At 56.0% G+C, this 21,311-nt stretch carries 16 protein-coding genes and 1 pseudogene; 3 read left to right on the top strand and 14 right to left on the bottom strand.

The features are described 5' to 3' along the window. Nucleotide 1: 1 nt before the first annotated feature. Both AC1RBR_RS16800 and AC1RBR_RS16795 read left to right on the top strand, forming a co-directional pair. Complete coding sequence (locus AC1RBR_RS16800; RefSeq protein ID WP_492565651.1) at nucleotides 2-184, top strand: hypothetical protein; 183 nt, start codon at nucleotides 2-4, stop codon at nucleotides 182-184. A gap of 85 nt (nucleotides 185-269) precedes the next feature. Further along, nucleotides 270-854: a hypothetical protein gene (locus AC1RBR_RS16795; RefSeq protein WP_492567253.1), complete on the top strand. Its 585-nt coding sequence runs from the start codon at nucleotides 270-272 to the stop codon at nucleotides 852-854. A gap of 329 nt (nucleotides 855-1,183) precedes the next feature. On the opposite strand, the gene AC1RBR_RS16790 is transcribed toward AC1RBR_RS16795, so the two are convergent. Beyond that, nucleotides 1,184-1,990 carry a glycosyltransferase family 2 protein gene (locus AC1RBR_RS16790; RefSeq protein ID WP_095136645.1) on the bottom strand — a complete coding sequence of 269 codons (807 nt, stop codon included), beginning with the start codon at nucleotides 1,988-1,990 and terminating at the stop codon, nucleotides 1,184-1,186. Between the two features lie 215 nt (nucleotides 1,991-2,205). Here AC1RBR_RS16790 and AC1RBR_RS16785 point away from each other — a divergent pair, with 215 nt between their 5' ends. Continuing rightward, nucleotides 2,206-3,021: a VanW family protein gene (locus AC1RBR_RS16785; RefSeq protein ID WP_492565649.1), complete on the top strand. Its 816-nt coding sequence runs from the start codon at nucleotides 2,206-2,208 to the stop codon at nucleotides 3,019-3,021. 140 nt (nucleotides 3,022-3,161) lie between these two features. Here the strand turns inward: AC1RBR_RS16785 and AC1RBR_RS16780 are convergent, their stop codons facing one another. From AC1RBR_RS16780 to glcD, 13 genes and pseudogenes are all read right to left on the bottom strand, one after another. After that, a complete protein-coding gene (locus AC1RBR_RS16780; RefSeq protein WP_492565648.1) occupies nucleotides 3,162-3,593 on the bottom strand; it encodes a hypothetical protein in 432 nt (143 codons plus the stop codon). Between the two features lie 353 nt (nucleotides 3,594-3,946). After that, complete coding sequence (locus AC1RBR_RS16775; RefSeq protein ID WP_492565646.1) at nucleotides 3,947-4,231, bottom strand: barstar family protein; 285 nt, start codon at nucleotides 4,229-4,231, stop codon at nucleotides 3,947-3,949. A gap of 150 nt (nucleotides 4,232-4,381) precedes the next feature. Next, nucleotides 4,382-4,768 carry a hypothetical protein gene (locus tag AC1RBR_RS16770; protein WP_492565644.1) on the bottom strand — a complete coding sequence of 129 codons (387 nt, stop codon included), beginning with the start codon at nucleotides 4,766-4,768 and terminating at the stop codon, nucleotides 4,382-4,384. Between the two features lie 404 nt (nucleotides 4,769-5,172). Further along, nucleotides 5,173-6,976: pseudogene (locus AC1RBR_RS16765) on the bottom strand (RHS repeat-associated core domain-containing protein); the annotation flags it as partial. Nucleotides 6,977-7,140: 164 nt separating this feature from the next. Then, the gene (locus AC1RBR_RS16760; protein WP_115987054.1) at nucleotides 7,141-7,449 is read right to left on the bottom strand and encodes a hypothetical protein; all 309 of its coding nucleotides are present in this window, start codon (nucleotides 7,447-7,449) and stop codon (nucleotides 7,141-7,143) included. A gap of 3 nt (nucleotides 7,450-7,452) precedes the next feature. Continuing rightward, nucleotides 7,453-12,114, bottom strand: a complete 4,662-nt coding sequence (locus AC1RBR_RS16755; protein ID WP_492565641.1) for an RHS repeat-associated core domain-containing protein — start codon at nucleotides 12,112-12,114, stop codon at nucleotides 7,453-7,455. After that, nucleotides 12,114-12,851, bottom strand: coding sequence for a DUF4123 domain-containing protein (locus AC1RBR_RS16750; RefSeq protein WP_492565640.1), 738 nt, complete (start codon nucleotides 12,849-12,851; stop codon nucleotides 12,114-12,116). The genes AC1RBR_RS16755 and AC1RBR_RS16750 overlap by 1 nt, the downstream gene beginning before the upstream one ends. Continuing rightward, nucleotides 12,841-14,883, bottom strand: a complete 2,043-nt coding sequence (locus AC1RBR_RS16745) for a type VI secretion system Vgr family protein (RefSeq protein WP_492565638.1) — start codon at nucleotides 14,881-14,883, stop codon at nucleotides 12,841-12,843. Before AC1RBR_RS16745 ends, AC1RBR_RS16750 begins: the two co-directional genes overlap by 11 nt. Nucleotides 14,884-15,016: 133 nt before the next feature. Continuing rightward, nucleotides 15,017-15,532 (bottom strand): Hcp family type VI secretion system effector, encoded by a 516-nt coding sequence (locus AC1RBR_RS16740; protein ID WP_003226246.1) that lies wholly within the window; start codon nucleotides 15,530-15,532, stop codon nucleotides 15,017-15,019. 457 nt (nucleotides 15,533-15,989) lie between these two features. Continuing rightward, the gene (gene hglS, locus AC1RBR_RS16735; protein WP_492565636.1) at nucleotides 15,990-17,378 is read right to left on the bottom strand and encodes a 2-oxoadipate dioxygenase/decarboxylase HglS; all 1,389 of its coding nucleotides are present in this window, start codon (nucleotides 17,376-17,378) and stop codon (nucleotides 15,990-15,992) included. Between the two features lie 88 nt (nucleotides 17,379-17,466). Then, complete coding sequence (gene glcF, locus AC1RBR_RS16730; protein WP_492565634.1) at nucleotides 17,467-18,687, bottom strand: glycolate oxidase subunit GlcF; 1,221 nt, start codon at nucleotides 18,685-18,687, stop codon at nucleotides 17,467-17,469. A 2-nt stretch (nucleotides 18,688-18,689) separates the two neighbouring features. After that, nucleotides 18,690-19,739, bottom strand: coding sequence for a glycolate oxidase subunit GlcE (gene glcE / locus AC1RBR_RS16725; protein WP_492565633.1), 1,050 nt, complete (start codon nucleotides 19,737-19,739; stop codon nucleotides 18,690-18,692). Next, nucleotides 19,739-21,238 carry a glycolate oxidase subunit GlcD gene (glcD, locus tag AC1RBR_RS16720; RefSeq protein WP_492565632.1) on the bottom strand — a complete coding sequence of 500 codons (1,500 nt, stop codon included), beginning with the start codon at nucleotides 21,236-21,238 and terminating at the stop codon, nucleotides 19,739-19,741. Before glcD ends, glcE begins: the two co-directional genes overlap by 1 nt. Between the last annotated feature and the right edge of the window lie 73 nt (nucleotides 21,239-21,311).

The following is a 21,311-nucleotide window of genomic DNA, read 5'->3' as shown; positions in this document are numbered from 1 at the left end:
CATGAAACCCGTGTCCCCCAGCGAACACCCCGACGATCCCCGTCCACCGGGAGAAACCGAGCGCGACAACGACGCCCTGCGCCCAACCGACCCCAAACAGCGCAAAGACAGCGGCAAGGGCACCGCGAGTGGCGAATCCACCGCACAGGAGACCGCTGCGGCTGAAACGAAAGCCAAGCCCTGAACAGCGTCTATGCTCAGTGGCACAGTCGGCGCCTGCCACGCGTGGGTGCCGGTTGCTGCCATTCATTACAGGGAAAGTACCGCTTATGAAGCTCCACGCTCTGGCCAAGGCCATCACCCTCGCAACCGTTCTGTCCGCCACCAGCTTCGGCGCAATGGCGACCGATATTCCGCTGTCTGCCACTGTCCAGGCCGATCAGGTCACCACCAAAGTGCTGGCTGTCGATGCGGCCAAGCATCAGGTCGTGCTTGAAGGTGCCGAAGGTCAACAGGTCCACGTTCAACTGAGCGACCAAGCGAAAAACCTCGCCAATCTAAGGGTTGGCGACCAGGTAAAAGTCAAAGTGGAACGCTCGGTGGCGGCTTACCTCGATACCGATGTGGATAAAGGTCTGCCTGGCACCGTCGAGCGCAGCGGCGAGCTGCGCAACGCTCCGGGCACTGAAAACCCGGGCGGGGAGGCATATCGCCAGATTCAGGTGCAACTGAAAATCACCAAAATTGATTTGAAGAATAATCAGGTGACCCTGGAAAACCCCCAAGGCCAGTCGAAAACACTCGACGTGAAAAAGCCTGAAATTCAAGCCAGGCTGAAAGATCTGAAAGTCGGGCAAAGCGTAGTTGTGACTTATACCGATGTATTAAAAGTGACCAGTCAGCATGAAAGCTGAGCAATAACTCTACAAGATGATTGTTCTTGTACAGATTATTGTATGAGAACAATCATCTGAAACGATTTGAGCCGTGCGTTGAAAGTTTCATGAAAGGATTTCGTCGATAAATATCTATTAACTTCTTCGTACATTAAATTTACCTTTAGGTATGACGACATATCCGCCAACTTCTATTAAAATCCTTCCCGTTCGCCCAGTGTCAGGGCTCTTTACCGGTGCATGGATTGCCAGGCCATTACACTGGGCGAACACCTCTTCGGAGCGGATGTATACAATTTCAGATAAAAAAAGGGCGACTTTGCAGTCGCCCTTTTTTGTGTTCGCGATTATACCGATGCCTGCCCCTCAAAGCGTTTGAGGGTGGCTTCATACATTTTGGTGCGGCGGTGGTTTTTGCCGTAGGTGCCGGCAGCGGCGACGGTTCCTGCCTGGATGTGATCCAGGTAGCGGAAAATCTTGCGCGGTGACAACAGCTTGATGCCGTAGCCCAAACCGACCATTCGATCCTGCAGCGTATAACCGGGCACTCGGTCATCCATGCAAAAGTGCAGTCCCTGGGATTTCATCAACTTGGCGTTCCACAAGGTGCAAAAACTTTTGAGATGAGTTTCCCGATAAGGTTTTGGCTCTTTACTGTGCAGACCCAATGAGGTTTTCGCCCGGCGAATATAATGTTTGCAAAAGCGCGAAGTTAGTCGCCAGGTGTCTCTGACAATTCCTCGATTGATTTGCTCGACACACCCGACTGCGGCGATATCCGAAGTCCTCATGCACTCACGCAACATCATCGAGAAGACTTCCTTGTCGTAGACAAAGGTGTCGGTGTGCAGCAGAAACAGATAGTCGGTTTCAACTTTTTCCAGCGCCAGATCCAGCGCCTTGCCATGTGCAATATGCCCGGCTTCTTTGCCGGGGGAGGGACGTTCGATCAGATTGATCCAGTCCAGCGAACGCAAGTAATCCAGGCTGGCGTCCGCCGAATCATTGTCCACCACCCAAACCGGAATGCGCTGCTCCTGAACATGCTGGCGCAACAACTCCAGGCACATCCGGGTGATGTCCGGGGTTTTGTAATTTACCAATACAAGACTGAAATTCGGCTGCGTAACGGCTGGTAAATCAAACTGGCTCATTCTGGAAGCTCATCCGCGGTTGATCGGCGACAGGTATCTCTCTGGCCGGGATGCTAGCGACGCAAGCTTAGTTGAAGCTTAATTCGCCGTTCAGCAAGCCATTCGAAGTGTGTCGAGACACGACATCTCGCGCACGACGCAAGCCGTCCCACAGGCTAAACTGCGCGCCCCTAACACGCTTCAAGGACAAAACGGCGCCTGCCGTTGCCTCACGGATGAAACCACTTTCCCTGTACCACCCGGCCCTGTACCGGCTGCGCGTGTGGCAAAAAAGACTATTCCGCCAGATCGCCTGGCGTTGCTCCAGCAAACGCTACGCACGCCTGGTTGCCGGCGCTGAACGTTTGCCTTTCCGCTACCTCAAACACACCTCAAAACTCATCCGCAAACTCGGCGACTCCGACCTCGCCCTGCAACACAACAAAGTCATCAACCTCAAACTCGCCGTCGCCGCCATCGACGGCCTCATCATCGCCCCAGGCGAACACTTCTCCTTCTGCCGCCTCGTCGGCCGCCCAACCCGCAAACGCGGCTACGTCGAAGGCATGGAACTGTCCTTCGGCGAAGCGCGCAGCGGTATCGGCGGCGGAATCTGCCAACTGAGCAACCTGATCCACTGGATGGCGATTCACTCGCCACTGATAGTCGTTGAACGCTCCAACCACAGCTTCGATCCCTTCCCGGACGAAGGACGTGTCCTGCCATTCGGTTCCGGCGCGGCGATTTTCTACAACTACGTTGACCTGGTACTGCACAACCCGACGGATCGGACTTTTCAGTTGAAGTTGAATGTGGGGGACACGCAGCTGGAAGGGGAGTTGTTGTGCGATCGGGTGCGGGAGTATCGGTATCACGTGTTTCAGGAAGGGCACCGGTTTGTGCGGGAGGGGGAGCGGGTGTATCGGGAGAATGAGATCTGGCGGGAAGTGCGTGAGAAGGGGCAGGTGGGGGAATTGGTGGAGCGGGTGAGGTTGTATCGGAATCGGGTGGTGGTTAAGTATGAGGTGGCGGAAGAAATGGTGGAGAGATGATTGCTATATTGTAGATGGTGAAAAAATCATTTAATGGGCGGCGAGACTCCGTATGCGAAGTGTGGTCGTGTAAAAGGAGACGGGTTTATTTCAATCTCTTTAGATTAGAGTTGGAAAATAAATCTGTCACCTTTCGTTCATCAACTTTTCTGAGCTGGATACGTATCACCCATGATCGTAATTGACATTTCATCTGATTTTACATCTTTTATGCTATTTATAACTAGTTCAGGTTTTTCTGATTTTTGAAATAGAAAATAAAAAAGCTCGAAATAAAGATAATCTTTTATAAGGCTGGCCGCTAAATAGTGATGGTTTTTTAAAATTTTATCAAAGGTTGGGTAATTTATCTTTTCAAGCTCTGGAATGTCCGCGTGGCCTTGCTTAGAGTCATCAACTTTGCATTCGATAATAAATGAGTTTGCGTGTTTGATGAATTGCTCCGGAAACTCATCGTTTTTTATCGTTATCGCGTATTTTTTTGTTTCAAGAATAGATTTCTCTCCGAAGCCAAGGCTCCTGTAAGAGACCGTGTTTAAATTGATTTCCGTGCCGGCTGATTTAAATTTCATGGAAATTTCCCCGTTGGTATTAACGTGATCATACCATCCTCAAATGTTCATCATCAGCTGTGCCGAAGTCGTGATCTGCAGGGGTCTCAAAGCAAGTGCGTAAGTGAGTTTTCACCCTCTTTTAGTAAGCAAAATGACGAATCCATTTTTAATGCCTTTTGGGTCATCTATTAATAATAAATCTGTCACCTTTGTTGCAGGTGCCCTCGACGCCAAAACGTGCCACTGTATTTAGTCATGCTAAATGAGTGGTTCAGGTTGTCCTTTGTTGTTCGCCATTTATTCGGAAAAAAGGCAGTTTATTTTTCAGCGATAAAAGACGAAACTGCCAATTTTTTTATAGTTTGCTTTCTCTATTTCAGTTGGTAGCTGAATTTCTCATCCAGTCCAAAGCTTTCATCTTGACTTTTTACTCGATCAAGAATGGTTAAGATTTTTTTATATGCATCACCCATTCGTTCTTCTGAATGTTTTGAGTTCGTCCAAATTAATTCAATTGGACGTTCTACGTCGGTGAGCAGGTCCCAAAGAGCATTGAGGTTGTTTCCATAAAATTGGGTAACGGAAAAAGCAGATGCTATTCGCTTATGGAATTCTTGCTCGGATGAGATGGATAATCCATCAAGCTCAATTATCATTTTGATTTACTTCAACTTTTAGCTGGAAAATAAATCTGTGCCATTTTTCTCTTTTTCCTTTTTCGAAACGACCCTTTTTAGAGAGCCGCAGAGCAGAGATCTTCAAAGGGAGGGAACTAATATCAGATAAAAGCTTTTGGGGTTGCTTGCTCATATGTTGGTTGGGTGGATGGAGATTTCTTTTGCAATAATATCTACGTATATGGGTAGGGTATGTTTTTTTTGCTCAAGAGAAATTAGTATTATCGCATCCCCAATTTTTAATACACCGCAACCGTCGTCCTCAATAACGATTAACTCTCCTGTGATGTATGTGAATCCTAGGTCGAAGGATATGGAAGGCGTGTTTTTTGAGGAGGGGGTCAAATTTTCTCCCCAAATGAACTCATCGTCTATATTGATTTCGACATCAAGTGTTTGATTTGCGGTAGGGGTCGAACCTGTAAATACTGATAAGCCTTTTCCATAGGGTGTTGAATACTCGACAAGTATTTTATTGTGCGTACTTTTAACTATGCTTGCTATCGTAATATTCATTTATTTTGTTCCTAGTGGTACTCGTATTACGGTGTTGTCGACGTTCATTACATTGTTTATTAGATCTAGTGTCCAAGTCTCTTCATGGTAGTGATGCTTATTCGGTTTGCTACTCATTTCGTGGTTACCATACCGAATACTTCTCTTGCCGTCGGCAGACACAATTCTATCGTTGTCTGTTAACCCAGTCCTAGGATGAATATTTGTATACGGCCCCTCACCTAAGAAATCTTCCCATCGTTTTACAGCATCTTGTGGTTTTACTGGTTTACTTCCATAAACCTCATTGTGATATCCCTGACCGATAGGGGGTGGTTCTGGGGGAGCGGAAGGTCCTGCGTCTTTGACTGTATTCCCTGAAGTAGACCCAGGGGTTGCACCTTGCGGTAGTTTCTTATCCGCATCGGGACAGTTACCGCTCAAGCCCAACGGATCCACCCATCCCGTAGGATTAGGCACGTACTGGTAGTTGTTTAACCCACCCGCGAGCTTGGTCGGGTCCGGCGTCAAAAACCGCCCAGTGCCCGGATTGTAGTAGCGGTGGCGGTTGTAATGTAACCCCGTCTCGGCGTCGAAATACTGACCCTGGAAGCGCAACGGGTTATCGATCTCGCTGACGTCCAGCGCCGCGAGGTTACCGTAGGCGCGGTACTTGGCCGACCACATGATCTCGCCACTGTAGTCGGTGAGTTCCTGCGGTGTGCCGAGGTGGTCGAGTTGGTAGTAAAACGGCGTGGCTTTGCGCGGGCCTTCGCCATCGAGCATCGCCAGTGGGCGGAAGCTACCGGGTTCGTAGATGTAGCTGCGGTACCGGTTTTCCGCGCTTTCGGCGATCAGTCGTTCACCTTGCCACAGAAACTCGGTGGTCTGGCCGTCAACGGTCTTCTCGATGCGTCGACCGAAGGCGTCGTATTTGTAGGACGCGGTGCTGCCGCCCGGCAGGCTGACGCCGATGAGACGGTGCTGGCAGTCGTATCTGTATTCGGTAACGAGTTTCTGGCCGGCGCCACGGCGTTCGCGGATCAGGTTGCCATAGGCGTCATAGTCGTAATGACGGTCGCCCTGCATCAGCAAGCGGTTGCCTTTGACGTTGGCGAGGTTGGCCGTGCCTTCGTTGTTCTGACCGAGCAGGTTGCCCGCCGGGTCGTGGGCGAAGCTTTCCGGTGTCGTGCCGCGTACGCTGACCAAGCGATCGAGCGGGTCGTAATGGTAGCTGCGATTGCCTTTGCGGCTGTCGTCAATGCCGGCGAGATTGCCGTTGGCGTCGTAGTTGTAGCGCCGCTGGAACAGGTTTTTATCACGCTGGCCGACGGTGTGTGCTTGCAGGCGGCCTTGTTCGTCGTATTGGTATTGGCTGAGCAACAGGCCTTGCTGGCGCTGTTGTTCGCGACCGGCGCTGAACTGGTGGCTGGTCAGGCGTGAGCCGTTGAGGTCGATGCTGCTCAGGCGTCCGCCGGACAGGTGACGGTAGTCGAGTTTGCTGCCATCCGGAAGGCGGCAGTGGCTAAGCTGGCCAACGCTGTCGTACTCGTAACGCAAGTTGCCCCAGCCTTGGTGTTCCTCGATGAGGCGGTCTTGCAGGTCGTATTTGTAGGCGAGCGGCCAGTGACCGTCGTCGACGTTTACCAGGCGGCCGAGAGCGTCGTAGCTGTAGTGAATTTCCTCGCCATCGGCGAGGGTTTTTACCAGCAGACGGCCAGCGGTATCGCGCTGGTATTCGGTAACGAGTTCGCTGCCGTCATCGCCGAATTCGGTTTTCTTCAGCAACTGGCCGTTGAGGTCGTATTCGTAGGCCGCGCGACGACCTTCGAAGCCGGTTTCCTGTTGGATCAGGCCGCTCGAGTAGTAATCGAGCTGGTAATGTTCGCCGCGCTCGTTTTCGATGTCGGTGAGTAACAGACGCGAGTTGTCGTAGCGATAGCGCAGTTGGCTGCCGTCCGGATTGATGCGGCGGCTGACCAGGTGCAGGTTTTCCGCATACTCATATCGCGTGACGCGACCGAGTTCGTCGCGTTCGGCGGTGACGTTGCCATAGGCGTTGTAGGTGAAGGCACGTGTTGCGCCGCCCGGCAGCGTGACTTGTGCCAGGCGGTTGGCCGCATCCCATTGGTAGTGGGTGATGGCGCCGGATTCTTCCTGACGGGTAATCTGCCGACCCAGTGCATCGTAGCGATATTTACGCTGGCCGCCGTCCGGCAGGCGTTCTTCCGGAAAAAGGGCACGGACTTGTTTCTGAAAAAGGCGGCTAGAACAGGGGGGAATTTTCACTCCCTTTTGAATCAAAAATTGGGGGCAAACCGGAAATGAGTCTGTCCCCTTTGTGCTTTTTTCTATCGGGATTTTTAAGATTTTGAAGAGTTAACTTCTATCCGTTATTCTGTTTGTACTTTTTTCAAAGTGTTCTTTATTGCATTTTTTAGCTCGGTCCAGTTTTTTGCTTTTTCGCTATAGATGGGTTTTTCCCAGTTGAAATTTGAGATTAATGATACTTTGAATGCGCCGTGTTCGCTAAACTCCGGATACCAACCAATATCAATTATTTGCTGGAACGGAAGAGCGGCTTGAAATAAATCTTCTTTGAGTTCATCCACTATGATGGAAATCTCAGCGGACTGATCCAGCTGAGAAATGTCGTCGAATGTAACAGTTCCGCCTAGCTTTTCTATTTCTGTAGTGAGCATGTTTTATTTCTTCTTTTTCGTGAGTTTTTTAAATGCATCTTCGGAAATTGGATGTCCATGAATTGTATTCGCACTGAGCTCAACCCTCATGAATCGAGTTTCTTTTCCATCGTTTGCGCCAATGATTCGTCCCATGTCAATAACTTTCCAAGGTTTTCCGTTGTTAACCTCTTGGCCATGCTCAAAAGCATGTCGTTCTAAAGCCTCAATGTCGGTACCCGGTGCGTACTTGGCTGCTCCGCCATTTGCTGTTGATTTTACAACCGATGGCCAAGGAGCCTTGGGAGCAACGTGTTTATTTCCGTGGTTGGTCCATTGAACATCTGGAGATTTTGGTTCTCCGTCTTCCACCTTTGCTTTACGTGAGGGATCTTCTACCTTTCCGGGTTTGCAGTTTGGTCCTCCGGGGCAATCGGAGTTCAAACCCAGTGGGTCGATCCAGCCAGTAGGGTTAGGCACGTACTGATAGTTATTCAGTCCACCCGCAAGCTTTATTGGATCCGGCGTCAGAAACCGTCCAGTTCCCGGATTGTAGTAGCGGTGCCGGTTGTAATGTAACCCCGTCTCCGCATCGAAATATTGACCCTGGAATCGCAATGGGTTGTCGACTTCGCTGACGTCCAACGCGGCAAGGTTGCCGTAGGCGCGGTACTTCGCGGACCACATGATCTCGCCACTGTAGTCCGTGAGTTCCTGCGGCGTACCAAGCTGATCGAGCTGGTAGTAGAACGGTGTCGCTTTAAGCGGCCCTTCGCCGTCGAGCACGGCCAGCGGGCGGAAGCTGCCGGTTTCGTAGATGTAAGTGCGATAACGGTTGCCCGCGCTTTCGGCGATCAGGCGTTCGCCTTGCCAGAGGAACTCGGTGGTGTGGCCGTCGACGGTCTTCTCGATCCGGCGGCCGAAAGCGTCGTACCTGTAGCTGGCTGTGCTGCCGCTGGGCAGGGTGACGCCGACCAGGCGGTGCTGGGCGTCGTAGCGGTACTCGGTGACGAGCTTCTGCCCGGCGCCGCGGCGTTCGCGGATCAGGTTGCCATGGACATCGTAGTCATAGTGGCGGTCGCCTTGCATCAGCAGGCGGTTGCCCTTGACGTTGGCGAGGTTGGCGACGGGCAGGTCGTTCTGGCCGAGGAGGTTGCCGGCCGGGTCGTGAGCGAAGCTTTCCGGGGTGGCCCCGCGCACGCTAATGAGGCGGTCGAGCGGGTCGTAGTGGAAGCTGCGGTTGCCCTTGCGGCTGTCGTCGATACCGGCGAGGTTGCCGTTGGCGTCGTAGGCGTAGCGGCGCTGGAACAGATTCCTGTCGCGCTGGCTGACGCTGTGGGATTGCAGCCGGCCCTGCTCGTCGTATTGGTATTGGCTGAGCAGCAGGCCTTGCTGGCGCTGCTGTTCGCGACCGGCGCTGAACTGGTGGCGGGTCAGGCGCGAGCCGTTGAGGTCGATGCCGCTGAGCTCGCCGCCAGGCAGGTGGCGGTAGTCGAGCTTGCTGCCGTCGGGCAGGCGGCAATGCTTGAGCTGACCGACACTATCGTACTCGTAGCGCGTGGTACCCCAACCTTGGTGTTCGGTAATCAGGCGATCCTGAACGTCGTACTCATATGTGAGGGGCCAATGGCCGTCGTCGACGTTCACCAGGCGGCCGAGGGCGTCGTAGCTGTAGCGGATTTCCTCGCCGTCGGGCAGGGTTTTCACCAACAGGCGGCCGGCGGCGTCGCGCTTGTACTCGGTCACCAGCTCGCTGTCGTCGTCGCCGAACTCGGTTTTCTTCAGCAGTTGGCCGTTGAGGTCGTATTCGTAGGCAGTACGGCGACCATCGAAGCCGGTTTCCTGCTGGATCAGGCCGTTACTGTAGTAGTCGAGGTGGTAGTGCTCGCCGCGTTCGTTTTCGATGTCGGTGAGCAGCAAGCGCGAGTTGTCGTAGCGGTAGCGCAATTGGCTGCCGTCTGGATTGATGCGGCGGCTGACCAGGTGCAGATTGTCGGCGTACTCGTAGCGGGTGATGCGGCCCAGTTCGTCGCGTTCGGCAGTGACACGCCCATAGGGGTTGTAGGTGTAGGCGCGAACCGCACCGCCAGGCAAAGAGACTTGGGCGAGTCGGTTAGCGGCATCCCAAACGAACTGAGTAATTGCCCCAGTTTCGTCCTGTCGAGTAATTTGCCGACTTAGAGAATCGTAGCGATATTTGCGTTTGCCTCCATCCGGCAGATGTTCCTCAAGCAGTTCACCGAGATCGTTCCAACCAAACTTATGGCGGCCACCGTCCGGGTGTCGGATTTCCAGCAAACGGCCCTGAGCATCATAGATGTATTCGGTGATATGACCATTCGGGTCTACTTGTTGAGTAATGTCGCCTTGAACATTTCGGTGGTAATACCAGGTTGAGTCGCCGCGACGAACCTCTGAAACAAAGCCGTTAGTGTAGTCATACACTGTAGGCGTATCCTCAGGTGGGATAAGCGCCTCCAAACGTCCAGCCTCGTTGTATTGGTATTCAGTAATTGCACCAAGCGGATCTTTTTCAGCGACTAGGCGGCCTTTTTCGTCGTACGCCTTCAGGTGCTCAGCGCCATCTGCATCGATTTGGCTAATCAACCTGGCTTGGTCATCGTGAGTGTAGACTTCTTCACTGCCATCAGCATTGGTAACGGTGACGCTTCCTTTGTCATCCCACGCGTAGTAAGCATCCATCTGAGTGAAGTTTGCCCAGTGGTGCGTGCAGCGCGATGATTTGCCTTCGTTTTCCCATTCCCAAAAGAAACTCGCACCGCCGGCTAACTGACGCTCGAGGATCACATGCAGATCGTTATAGGCATAACGCTCGCTCTCGCCCGCAGCATTTTTTGCTTCTATTAGACGATTTTTTTCATCGTAACGATAAGTGACGAGAGTTTGGATAGTGCTCCAACTCTCTTCTAAGTTATCTGCCGGACGGAATTGTTGATAGTCAACGGCAATAATGTGTTTTCGGTCATAACGCAGCAGCAAGGCACGACCTGCACCATTGTCGATGCGCTTGATACGACCATGTATATCTCGGTTGATGTGCAAACGGTTACGGTATCGGTCACTAATAGCAACCAGCGTGGCGCCTTTACTGTCATATCGGAAGTGATAAAACAGCGGGCGATCCCCAGCTTGTGTGAGTACAAGCTCAGATGGATCATCGCCTATAAATACCGCCGCTTTGGCCAGACTATTGGTGATTGCCGGTCGCTGGGCGTTAGGCAGGGGGAAAGTCGTTATGCGGTTTTCATGGTCAGTCCATATCACATCTTCCGAAAGAACCTCGACACGCTGCGACAGTGCATGACTCCAACCATGACCTAGGCCACAGTCGATTTCTACTGCGCTGGTTCGATAAAGACGAGTCCATTCAAAAGGGAACAGTCCATTCAGTTGTCCATCAGTGAGCGTTAACAGTTCCTCACCGGTGACCATTGAAACAGGGCAACCGTTTACGCAGGTTTCTCTGGTGCACGCGACATTCTTGTCGTCATGGCTGGTCGATTGTTTTGATTTGTCATCGACATGCTCGGAACGACTGATCTTTGCGTGATCCTGCCTATCCCAGTTTACTCTTACCTTGCCTTTTTCAAAGGTGCCTGCGATTGTGCGGGTAGCAACACGTTTAAATTGATCAATCATATCCGCAAAGGTTTTCAATATGCGGATGATGGATTTTATGAAGCCAGTGACAGCCTCGACAATTTTTGCGCCATAGTTGATTAGTCGGGCGCCTAAATATGCAATGCCAGTACCCTCGGCAGCGAATGTCAGTACGATGGCGAAAACGATATCGATAAGAATTGTTACTGCTATGCTGGACAGTTGCTCAGAGAATTTTCCAGAAATGATGCTGGGTGGTAGTTGAAGTAGCCATAAGGCGGTGGTTTTAATAAGCAGAAAAAGAACTGCTTGGTCACTCGCCAGCAGCATCAACTTTTCCATTGCTTGGGGCGTTTCTTTTGCGAGCTTGAGTAAGTCAGCAGCGCTCTGGCCAATTTCGTTTGCAAATTTCCCGGGGTCTTTTAATATTTCAAAAAAATGCTTAACGCCATCAAATGCCGATTTGACTGCATTCCAGCCACCCTCTAATGTTCCTTTTAGTTGCGCGAAGTATGCTGATACTAATGTTTCTTTTGACCAGAGAGGTCTGTAGGTTTTCCACTCGTTGTCAAGCCAGCTATTCAGTTCTTTTGTGAATTTGTCATATGAATTGAACAGGTCGCTAAGCTGACGCTCGGTGACACTACTCTGCACGCGGACATAGTATTTTTTTCCAGGAGTGCCTTTGAAAACTCCTTTGCCTTGATCGTCTAGTGTGACAGGTACAGGGTTACCACCTTCCTCAGGGGTTACCTCAACAGTGATGTTTCCTACTGGAATGTCGTGAACTGAGACAAACTTACTCTCAATAAGCAATCTGCCGTCTTTCGGGCACTGCGCAACTGTAGACTCGAACGCATTGTCGGTCACACTGACGGTTTTATTGGCATTTCCAAGCTTTATGGACCTGTTCATTCCGAAGAGTGCAGGTCTATCGAAAAATTCTCTCCCTCTGCCAAGCCATTCGGCAAATGAAGATTCAGTAAGGCTTCGGTATTGTTTCAAGCTATCGGGAAAAACTTTAAGTTGCTCATCAATGAACTCAATGCGTTCCTTTGCGATCATCAGCCTTGCTCCAGAATCAGGTGATTTAACAGTGCTTCTTTAAGGTTTTTCGGCGCATCCGGGCGGCGCACGAAACGGCTGACTTTCAGCTTCAGGTTGTTCTCTGGCCAAGCGTTGTAAATGTCCGGGCGTTCTTCTTCCAGCCACTGCATCAGGTTGCTGATTAGTGTCGTCGGGTTCTCCTTGGCTAAGCCATCCAGCAAATCCTTCGGCACCTCCCACCACGGCCAATCCTTCACCTTCGGCAACACCCGCGTCCCAACCTCCAGCGTCTGCCCGTTAATCAAATACCGCTCAAACATCGGCATTACTTCCCCAGCCTTCTCCCCAAGCCCCTTCAGAATCGGGTAGATATGCCGCCCATCCCAGAAGCGGAAAAACACCTCGGTCCCATCCGGCATCTTTACCTGCGTCAGGCTGCGCAAATGCTCGAACACTTCGTTCGGCTCCGAACGCGATACTGCCAGCCAACCCCAATCGAGCGCGTCGGTTTCGGCGATCCAGGGCAGGAATGCCGAGTTCGGTTTGAGTTCGGTGACGTAGGGCATCACCGGTTGCCAGGTGGAGTAGGGCGTGCCGCCCCAGATTGGCAGGAGCTGGGCGGTGGGTTCGGACAGGTACAGGGTTTTCAGCGCGTCGGCATCGCTCGCTGCACTGATGATCAGGTACAGGCGCTCGCCACTCTGCAGCGGCTGTTGTGCCAGCCAGTCCTTGGGTGTCAGTCGATCAGATGGCACAGGCACCTGCCTTGCATTTTTCGCATTCTTCGCAGAACGGCGCGTTGCGTTTGAGGGTGTTGATCTGGGCCGGGGTCAGGACCTGGCCGGCCTTGTCGGCATCGGCCTGTTTGAGGATGCCGGGCATCAGCGGGGCGGCGCCGGTGCCGCTGCCGGGGCTGCCGCCGGAGTTCATGTTGATCGTCGGGCCACTCATGGTCACGCCGCCGGCGTCGATCTTGATGAAGCTGCCGCCGCCGACCAGGGTCAGTTCGGCGCCGGCTTCGAGCACGACTTTCATGCCGCTGCTCAGGTGGATTTCCTGGCCGGCGTCGATGAACTGACCGGTGCCGATCTTGATGTGCTGGTTGACGCCCACGGTCAGGTGGTCGTTGGCGCGGGCTTCGACTTTGCGGTCTTCGTAGACGGTGTGGTGCTCTTCAGCCTTGAATTCGGTGTAGCTGTTTTGCTCGACGGTGTCGTGGCGTTCGTTACCGACGCGGATCTTCTGGTCGTGCTCGATGTTCTCGTCCCAGTCGCGCTGGGCATGGAGGAAGATCTGCTCCTGACCTTTTTTGTCTTCGATGCGCAGTTCGTTGTAGCCACCGCCACCCATCGAACTCAGGGTCTTGAAGGTGCTGCGGGTCTTGTTTGCCGGCAGCTCATACGGGACGGTGTTTTCCTTGTGATACAGGCAGCCGCTGATCAGCGGTTGATCGGGATCGCCCTCAAGGAAGGTGACCAGCACTTCCATGCCGATGCGCGGGATGGCGATGCCGCCGTACTGGGCGCCGGCCCAGGCGCTGGAGACGCGTAGCCAGCAACTGGTCTTGTCGTCAGCCTGGCCTTCGCGGTCCCAGTGGAATTGCACTTTGACGCGGCCGTACTGGTCGCAGTGGATCTCTTCACCTTTGGGGCCGGTGACCACGGCGCTCTGGCTGCCGAGGATGCGCGGTTTCGGGTGGCGCAGCGGTGGACGGTTCGGCACGTCCCAAGGGGTCGCCTGGAAACGGTTGCGATAGCCCTGATGGAAATCGTCCTTCAATGCGGTGGTGTCGCTGGTCACCGACTCTTCGAGCACTTGCGGCTGCTTGCCTTCGTGCAGGACTTCGGTGAGCAGCCACAGGTCATTCCATTTGGCTTTCGGGTGCTCGGTCAGGGCGAGGAAATGGCCGCTGACCAGCAGCGGCTGATCGCTCCTGCCTTCGGCGAGCTGAAAGTCGCTGCGGTGACGTTCGAGGGCGCGTTTGGCCAGGTGCTTGCCGCGCTCGCGGTCGATGAAGCGGCCCGGGTAGTCGTAGTCTTCGAGGTCGGGCAGGGCGTCGCCACGGTTTTCGCTTTCCAGGGTCAGGCGTGGTTTTTCGAAGTCGTAATCGCGGCGGGTGGTGCGACTGGTGCGGGTTTCCAGACGCAGGTCGAAACGCTTGATCACCGGATTGCTGGCGACCATGCCGGAATCTTGCTGGTAGGCCACTGGCTTGAGTTTCGGGAACACCGTCTGGTCATCGCCGAACACCAGCTTGTGCGCTGTAGCGCTGTGCTGGAAGTGGTAGTGAATACCTTCTTCCTCGCACAGGCGCTGGATGAAATGCAGATCCGATTCATCGTATTGCACGCAGTAGATGCGCTCGGGATAGATCGAACCGGTCTTGAATTCGTAGGCGTTGCTTTGAATGCCGTGCTCTTCGAGGACCATGCCGATGATTTTCGGCACCGTGAGGTTTTGGAAGATCCGTTGGTTGACGCGGTGCGCCAGGTACGACAGTTGCGGACGCAGGGTCACCGAATAACGGGTCAGGCGTTTGCCCGAGTCACCTTGCGCGGCGCGGTAGATCTGGCCGTGGATGCCGCTGCCATCGGGCGACAACTGCAGAAAGGCCGGTTTGTGCAGCAGGGTTTCGAGGTCCAGCGACGGCTGCTCACTGACCAGCTCCACCTCAAAGACAAAAGGCTGGCTGATGGCTTCCCGGCCGGTCAGGGTGAATACCTGAAAATCGGCGGAGAGCCCTTCGATGGTCAGGGCAAAGTGGGTTTCATTGGCCGGCGCGAACATCCCTTGTTCCTCGTGCTGTACAGCGGCGCTCGTCGACGGCCGCAAAAAACGGCTCAACGTACGCGAAATTCTGGAGGGGCGTAAACAACATCGACCAGCAGGGCTGGTCGATGCTTGTAACGATCAGCCGTAATTAAACGACTGGAGCACGCCAGTCATCGGAACCCGAAGTACCGGATACTTCGTGGGTCCAGGTGATTTTGCGGTAGGTGAACTGCACTTCTTCCAGGTGGGTGAAGTGCGAGTTGCCTGGATCCTGGCAGTTGTGCATTTTGTTGTTGATGGCGACGATGATCGCGTCTTCCAGTTTGGTGGTGTAGTAGTGCTCTTGAGTACCTTGAGCAGAAGTACGGTACCACTGGATAACGATTTCGCTCATGCGCTCGCCGGAGGTCAGAGCAGCTTGCAGCAGAGGCGAAGCCTTGTCGTAGACCTTGGTGATGATCACTGGCTTGTGAACGCGCTGACCGGTTGGCTGACCGGATTGTGGGTCACGCGGGATGATCACGTCGTGGCTGAAAGCCTGAACCATGACCTGGTCTTCGTGGCCTTCCTGGTAGGTGTTGCCAACGGAGTCGGCGGTGAAGGCGCCGGCAGTGATCAGGCCTTGTTTTTCGCCGGTAACCGACATGTACGCTGGTGTTGCCATGGGGTGCTCTCCTTGCGGATAAATTTAGGGTGCCCGGGAGGCGAAATCGCCCGGTGGGTGCCTGATTGTTATCAAGGAGCGTGCCAGGTTTGTCGAAGGTCCCGGCAGCCGGGGGTGAAGCGGCTCTAGCCTGCGTTATGACCGATGTTTTTTGCTGAATCGAGAGGGAAAGTGCGCAACTTCTTGCGCAGTACTGCGCAAGAAGTTGCGCACTTGGCTGTAGGCCACGCCAGTCAAGGCCTGCAGCGAGATGATCAGGTTTTTTTGCCGAGCAGGTGCGCAAGAAGTTGCGCAGTAAGGCCAAGGGCTAGCATCGGGCGTTTCGCCTTGTTGTTGAGGTTGCGCTAGAAGCAACATTCGATTCTGTGGCGAGGGAGCTTGCTCCCGCTGGAGTGCGCGACGCTCCCAAAACGAGGGCCGCTTCGCGACCCAGCGGGAGCAAGCTCCCTCGCCACAGTCAGAGCGGTTTCAGGCCCAAAGCCTGGGCACACTCCTCAATCGAACGCCGCTGCGTCTCGGCATACAACTCCAATTCATCAATGGTCGCACGCCCCAGCGCTTGTTCGAATGTCTGGCGGTTCGAGTGTTCGCCATAGTGCGTCTGTGCAGCATCCCCAAGGTTCGACTGAAAAATCCCCGCCGCACTCACTGGCAGGAAATCTTCGTACACCAAGGGTTCAGCTTTCACATGGCCCTCGCGGAGCAAGTCCTCCAACGATCCGGACGTAAGGGTACCCGCCGCCAAGCCTTTTTCCGTAGGGAAGTAGCGAAAATACGCCAGCTCCTGCTCGCGCATGCCGTCGACGCTGTCAGGAAATTCGCCAAAGTATTGGGTCATCAGCGCGTTGTAGCGTGCGGCGTTGCCTTCGTTGGGGAAGTCACCGAGTTCATCGCGCGCAGCATTCAGCAAGCGGTCATACAGCGCCCGGCCTTTGGGCGTCAGCGCCGCACCACGTTGTTCGATCTCGCCGAAACGCGCGCTGTGGCTGCCACGGGTGTCGTGCTGGTCGGTAAAAGTGATCGGCTCATCCAGCGCCTTGAAACTGGTCTGGCGCAGCAGGATCGGACATTTCCGGCGCGGTGGCCCTTCTATCACCGCTTTCGGGGTGATGCCGTGCACCGGCATTTGCGCCTGAACCCTGTCGATGTCCAGCGTGCGCGGGGTCAGGTGATTGATGTGCGGGCCTTTGAACGCCACCACATCGGCGATCAAACGGTGCTGGGCGCTGAGGGTCTGGTACTGCGCGGCAGTGACAGTTGCGCTGTGATGCCAGCGAAAGGTCTCCAGTGCCTGCAGGACAAATTCCTCCGCTTCATCCTCATTCAGCCCACCCGCTGACTCAGCCTGCTCGATCAGGTGCAAGACAGCAGGGGTAAAAATCGAGCGCTGGTTCAACACCGATTCGGCAAACGTGCGCAGCTCGGGATCCTCGATCAGTTCCAGACGCAGCAACGAAGTGAACACTCGAAACGGACTGACCTGCAGCGCTGCTTCATGCACCGCGCGAAACGCCGTGGAGTGCACCGGCACGCCCGCCGGGGTCAGATCGTAATAACCCACCGGTTGCATGCCCATCACTGCGAACAGGCGCGCGAGGGTTGCCAGCTCCTTGGCGGTACCGACGCGGATGGCGCCGTGGCGCTCCATGTCCAGTCGTTCGATTTCACCTGTGCTGTCGAGCTGCCGTGCGATGTCCGGCTGAGCCGTGAGCACTTCGCGGTTGGTCTGCTCCACCAGTTCCATCAGCGCGCCGTACAACGGCACTTCTTCGCGGTACATATCGGACATCGCTTTGGAGAAGCGTTGGCGGATCAGGTCGGGGCTGACGAAAGGCTGCACGGTCATGAAAAAAATTCCTGCCACGGTCACGTAAAGGATGGAGGAAAAGATCGCAGCCTTCGCCGGCGGCGGCAAACGAAGAATCCTACGAACTTCATTCTGCCAACGACTGATCCACCAGTTCGATCCAGTGCAAGACTTGCGTGCGCCCGGCGCCGCCCAGATGATTCTGGCAACCGATGTTGGAAGTGACGATAAGGTCCGGGCGATCGCTCTCCAAGGCGTTGAGGCGGTTGTCGCGCAGTTGCCGGGCAAGGGTCGGTTGCGTGAGCGAATAGGTGCCGGCCGAACCACAACACAGATGTCCGTCCGGTACCGCCGTGAGGTTGAAGCCCAGCCGGATCAGCAGCGCCTCTACCGCGCCGCCGAGTTTCAGCGCGTGTTGCAGGGTGCAGGGGCAATGCACGGCGATCCGGCGTTGGGCGGCGGCACACACTTTCTCCAAAGGTTCCTGCGCGAGGATCTGCACCAGATCCAGCGTCCGCTCGCTGATCTGCCGCGCCTTGTCGGCGTAGCGCGGATCCTGCGCCAGCAGATGCCCGTAATCCTTGATGAACGCGCCGCAACCGCTGGCGGTCTGCACGATGGCTTCCGCGCCGTTTTCCAGGTGCGGCCACCACGCGTCGATGTTCTGTCGGGCGCGATCGAGGCCCTTGGCCTGGGCGTCGAGGTGATAGTCCAGCGCGCCGCAGCAACCGGCCTCGGTCACCGGGGTGACGCTGATTCCCAACCGATCAAGCACCCGCGCCGTCGCATCGTTGGTGTTCGGCGACAGGCCCGGTTGTACACAGCCTTCGAGCAGCAACACCCGCCGTGCATGGCGCGGGGCTGGGCGTGTGCCGGATAAAGATGCGCGTTGCGGCAATTTGCTTTCGAACAGGCGCGGCAGCAAAGGCCGGAACGTCGTGCCGACCCGCAGCAGTCCCTTGAACACCCCGGGATTCGGCGCCAGTGCGCGCAAACCCTCGCGCAACAAGCGCTGGGCGGCGGGGCGCGGCACCCCTTGATCGACCACGGCCCGCCCGATATCCAGCAGGTTGTGATAGTCGACGCCGGAAGGGCAGGTGGTTTCGCAGTTGCGGCAGGACAGGCAGCGATCCAGATGCAATTGTGTCTGCTCGGTGGCCGCTGCGCCTTCGAGCACTTGCTTGATCAGATAAATGCGCCCGCGCGGCCCGTCGAGTTCATCGCCGAGTAACTGATAGGTCGGGCAGGTCGCGTTGCAGAACCCGCAATGCACGCAGGTACGCAGGATTTTTTCCGCCTCGGCAGCACGCGGCAGTTGTCGGGCTTGTTCGCTGAGGGTGGTTTGCATGGCTAGAACTCCGCGTACATCCGGCCAGGGTTGAACAGCCCTTGCGGGTCGAGTTGCGCCTTGAGTTGCTGGTGATAGCGCATCAGTGTGCGCGGCAGCGGCTGGAACGGTGTGTCGCTGGCGCCATGGGTAAAGCAGGTGGCGTGCCCGCCGAGTTCCTGGGCGAGAATCTGAATGTGCTCGTGATCGGATTTCAGCCAGCGTTGCGCACCGGCCCAGTCAATCAGTTGCTGGCCGGGCAAGTCCTGCGGCCCGAGATTGTTCGGCAGCGACAGGCGCCACAGCGGCAGGCCTTCGTCGAAAAAGCTCAGGCGTTGCTCGTTCAAGTCGCGCCAGAACGTCGAATCCAGCGGCTCGCCGCCGAGTCGTTGATGCGCGGCGGTGACCGAGCCTTCGCCGCCCTCAAGGCGCAGATACAGGCTTTGCCCGTCATGGCAGGCGCCGCTGATCGGCAACGGTTGCTGGCCCCATTCGGCCAGTCTGGTCAGCGCCCGCGCGCAGTCGATATCGAGGCGGATGCTCAGGCACTGGCGCGGTTTCGGCAGGACTTTCAATGAGACTTCGGTCAGCACGCCGAGGCAGCCGTAACTGCCGGTCAACAGGCGTGAGAGGTCGTAGCCGGCAACGTTTTTCATCACCTCGCCACCGAACCGCAAGTGCTCGCCGAGGCCAGTGATGACCCGGGTGCCGAGGACAAAATCGCGCACCGAACCTGACCAGGGCCGCCGTGGCCCGGACAAACCGCAGGCGATCATCCCGCCCACCGTGGCGCTGTCGCCGAAGGCCGGCGGCTCGCAGGGCAGCATCTGCCCGGCCGCGTCGAGCGCCGCGAGCAGCTCGCGCAACGGCGTACCGGCACGCACGCTGACTACCAGCTCGGTCGGTTCATAGCGCACGATGCCGCGATGCGCGCGGACGTCGAGCACTTCACCGGCCACCTCGCGGCCGAGAAACGCCTTGCTGTTGCCGCCCTGAATCTTCAGCGGCGTGGCGTTGGCGCGGGCCGCGTTGACCTGATCGAGCAGCGCGCCGCTGGCGTCGAAATCAGCCATCAGAAGCGCTCCAGTTCGGGGAATGGCAGTTGTCCGGCATGAATGTGCATCGCACCGAATTCGGCGCAGCGATGCAGCGTCGGGATGTTCTTGCCGGGGTTGAGCAGGCCTTGCGGGTCGAACGCGGCTTTGACCGCGTTGAACAGGCTCAGCTCAGCGCTGTTGAACTGCGCGCACATCTGATTGATTTTCTCGCGGCCGACCCCGTGTTCACCGGTAATGCTACCGCCGACCTGCACGCACAATTCGAGAATCTTCCCGCCTAACGCTTCGGCGCGCTGCAGTTCTCCGGGCTGGTTGGCGTCGAACAGGATCAACGGATGCATATTGCCGTCGCCGGCATGGAACACGTTGGCCACGCGCAAGCCGTATTCGGCGCCGAGGCGGGCGATGCCTTGCAACACGCCGGGCAACTCGCGGCGCGGGATGGTGCCGTCCATGCAGTAGTAGTCCGGCGACAGACGGCCGATCGCCGGAAAGGCATTTTTGCGTCCGGCCCAGAAGCGCACGCGCTCGGCTTCGTCGCGGGCCTGCCGCACTTCGCTGGCGCCGGCCTGGAGCATGACGTCGCGCACCCGCAGGCAATCGTCGTGGACATCGGCTTCCACGCCATCGAGTTCGCACAACAGAATCGCCTCGGCATCGACCGGGTAACCGGCGTGAATAAAGTCTTCGGCGGCGCGAATCGCCAGGTTGTCCATCATCTCCAGGCCGCCGGGAATGATCCCGGCGGCAATGATATCGGCCACGGCGCGGCCAGCCTTTTCCACCGAGTCGAAACTGGCCAGCAAGACCTTGGCGACCTGCGGTTTGGGCAGCAATTTGACCGTGACTTCGGTGATGATCCCGAGCAATCCTTCGGAGCCGGTGAACAGCGCCAGCAAATCGAAACCCGGCGCATCGAGGGCGTCGCTGCCCAGCGTCAGACGTTCGCCCTCGATGCTCAGCACTTCGATTTTCAGCAGGTTGTGCACGGTCAGGCCGTACTTGAGGCAATGCACGCCACCGGCGTTTTCCGCGACGTTGCCGCCGATCGAGCAGGCAATCTGCGACGACGGATCCGGCGCGTAATACAGACCGAACGGCGCGGCCGCCTGGGAGATCGCCAGATTACGCACCCCGGGCTGGACCCGCGCGGTACGGGCCGCCGGGTCGATGTGCAGGATGTTGTTGAAGCGCGCCATCACCAGCAGCAGACCTTTTTCCAGCGGCAGCGCACCGCCCGACAACCCGGTGCCAGCACCCCGGGCAACCACCGGCACGTTGTGTTGATGGCAGAGCTTGAGCAGGGTCTGCACCTGATCGAGTCGCCGGGGCAGGGCGACCAGCATCGGCGTGGTGCGATAGGCCGAGAGGCCGTCGCATTCGTAAGGCTTGAGTTCGTCTTCACGCCAGAGCAGGTCGAGATCCGGGAGGGCGCGCTGCAGGGTTTTCAGCAACTCGGCCTTGTTCACCTCCGGTAGCGGGCCATCGAGGCGTTCGTCGTAGAGAATGTTCATTTCGACCTTCCGAATCTTTATCGCCAAGAGGGCTTTTTGTGGCGAGGGAGCTTGCTCCCGCTGGGCTGCGCAG

This window comes from Pseudomonas sp. GW823-FHT01D03 (assembly GCF_058798255.1).
The sequence above is the reverse complement of the archived record's forward strand: the minus strand, read 5'-3'. Positions and strand labels throughout refer to the sequence as shown.

Coding starts and splice junctions, on each gene's coding strand:
- glcE (WP_492565633.1), bottom strand. CDS start 19,739: ATGGCTGATTTCGACGCCAGCGGCGCGCTGCTCGATCAGGTCAACGCG.
- AC1RBR_RS16760 (WP_115987054.1), bottom strand. CDS start 7,449: ATGCTCACTACAGAAATAGAAAAGCTAGGCGGAACTGTTACATTCGAC.
- AC1RBR_RS16770 (WP_492565644.1), bottom strand. CDS start 4,768: ATGAATATTACGATAGCAAGCATAGTTAAAAGTACGCACAATAAAATA.
- hglS (WP_492565636.1), bottom strand. CDS start 17,378: ATGACCGTGCAGCCTTTCGTCAGCCCCGACCTGATCCGCCAACGCTTC.
- AC1RBR_RS16795 (WP_492567253.1), top strand. CDS start 270: ATGAAGCTCCACGCTCTGGCCAAGGCCATCACCCTCGCAACCGTTCTG.
- glcF (WP_492565634.1), bottom strand. CDS start 18,687: ATGCAAACCACCCTCAGCGAACAAGCCCGACAACTGCCGCGTGCTGCC.
- AC1RBR_RS16800 (WP_492565651.1), top strand. CDS start 2: ATGAAACCCGTGTCCCCCAGCGAACACCCCGACGATCCCCGTCCACCG.
- AC1RBR_RS16790 (WP_095136645.1), bottom strand. CDS start 1,990: ATGAGCCAGTTTGATTTACCAGCCGTTACGCAGCCGAATTTCAGTCTT.
- AC1RBR_RS16740 (WP_003226246.1), bottom strand. CDS start 15,532: ATGGCAACACCAGCGTACATGTCGGTTACCGGCGAAAAACAAGGCCTG.
- AC1RBR_RS16785 (WP_492565649.1), top strand. CDS start 2,206: ATGAAACCACTTTCCCTGTACCACCCGGCCCTGTACCGGCTGCGCGTG.
- AC1RBR_RS16755 (WP_492565641.1), bottom strand. CDS start 12,114: ATGATCGCAAAGGAACGCATTGAGTTCATTGATGAGCAACTTAAAGTT.
- glcD (WP_492565632.1), bottom strand. CDS start 21,238: ATGAACATTCTCTACGACGAACGCCTCGATGGCCCGCTACCGGAGGTG.
- AC1RBR_RS16780 (WP_492565648.1), bottom strand. CDS start 3,593: ATGAAATTTAAATCAGCCGGCACGGAAATCAATTTAAACACGGTCTCT.
- AC1RBR_RS16745 (WP_492565638.1), bottom strand. CDS start 14,883: ATGTTCGCGCCGGCCAATGAAACCCACTTTGCCCTGACCATCGAAGGG.
- AC1RBR_RS16775 (WP_492565646.1), bottom strand. CDS start 4,231: ATGATAATTGAGCTTGATGGATTATCCATCTCATCCGAGCAAGAATTC.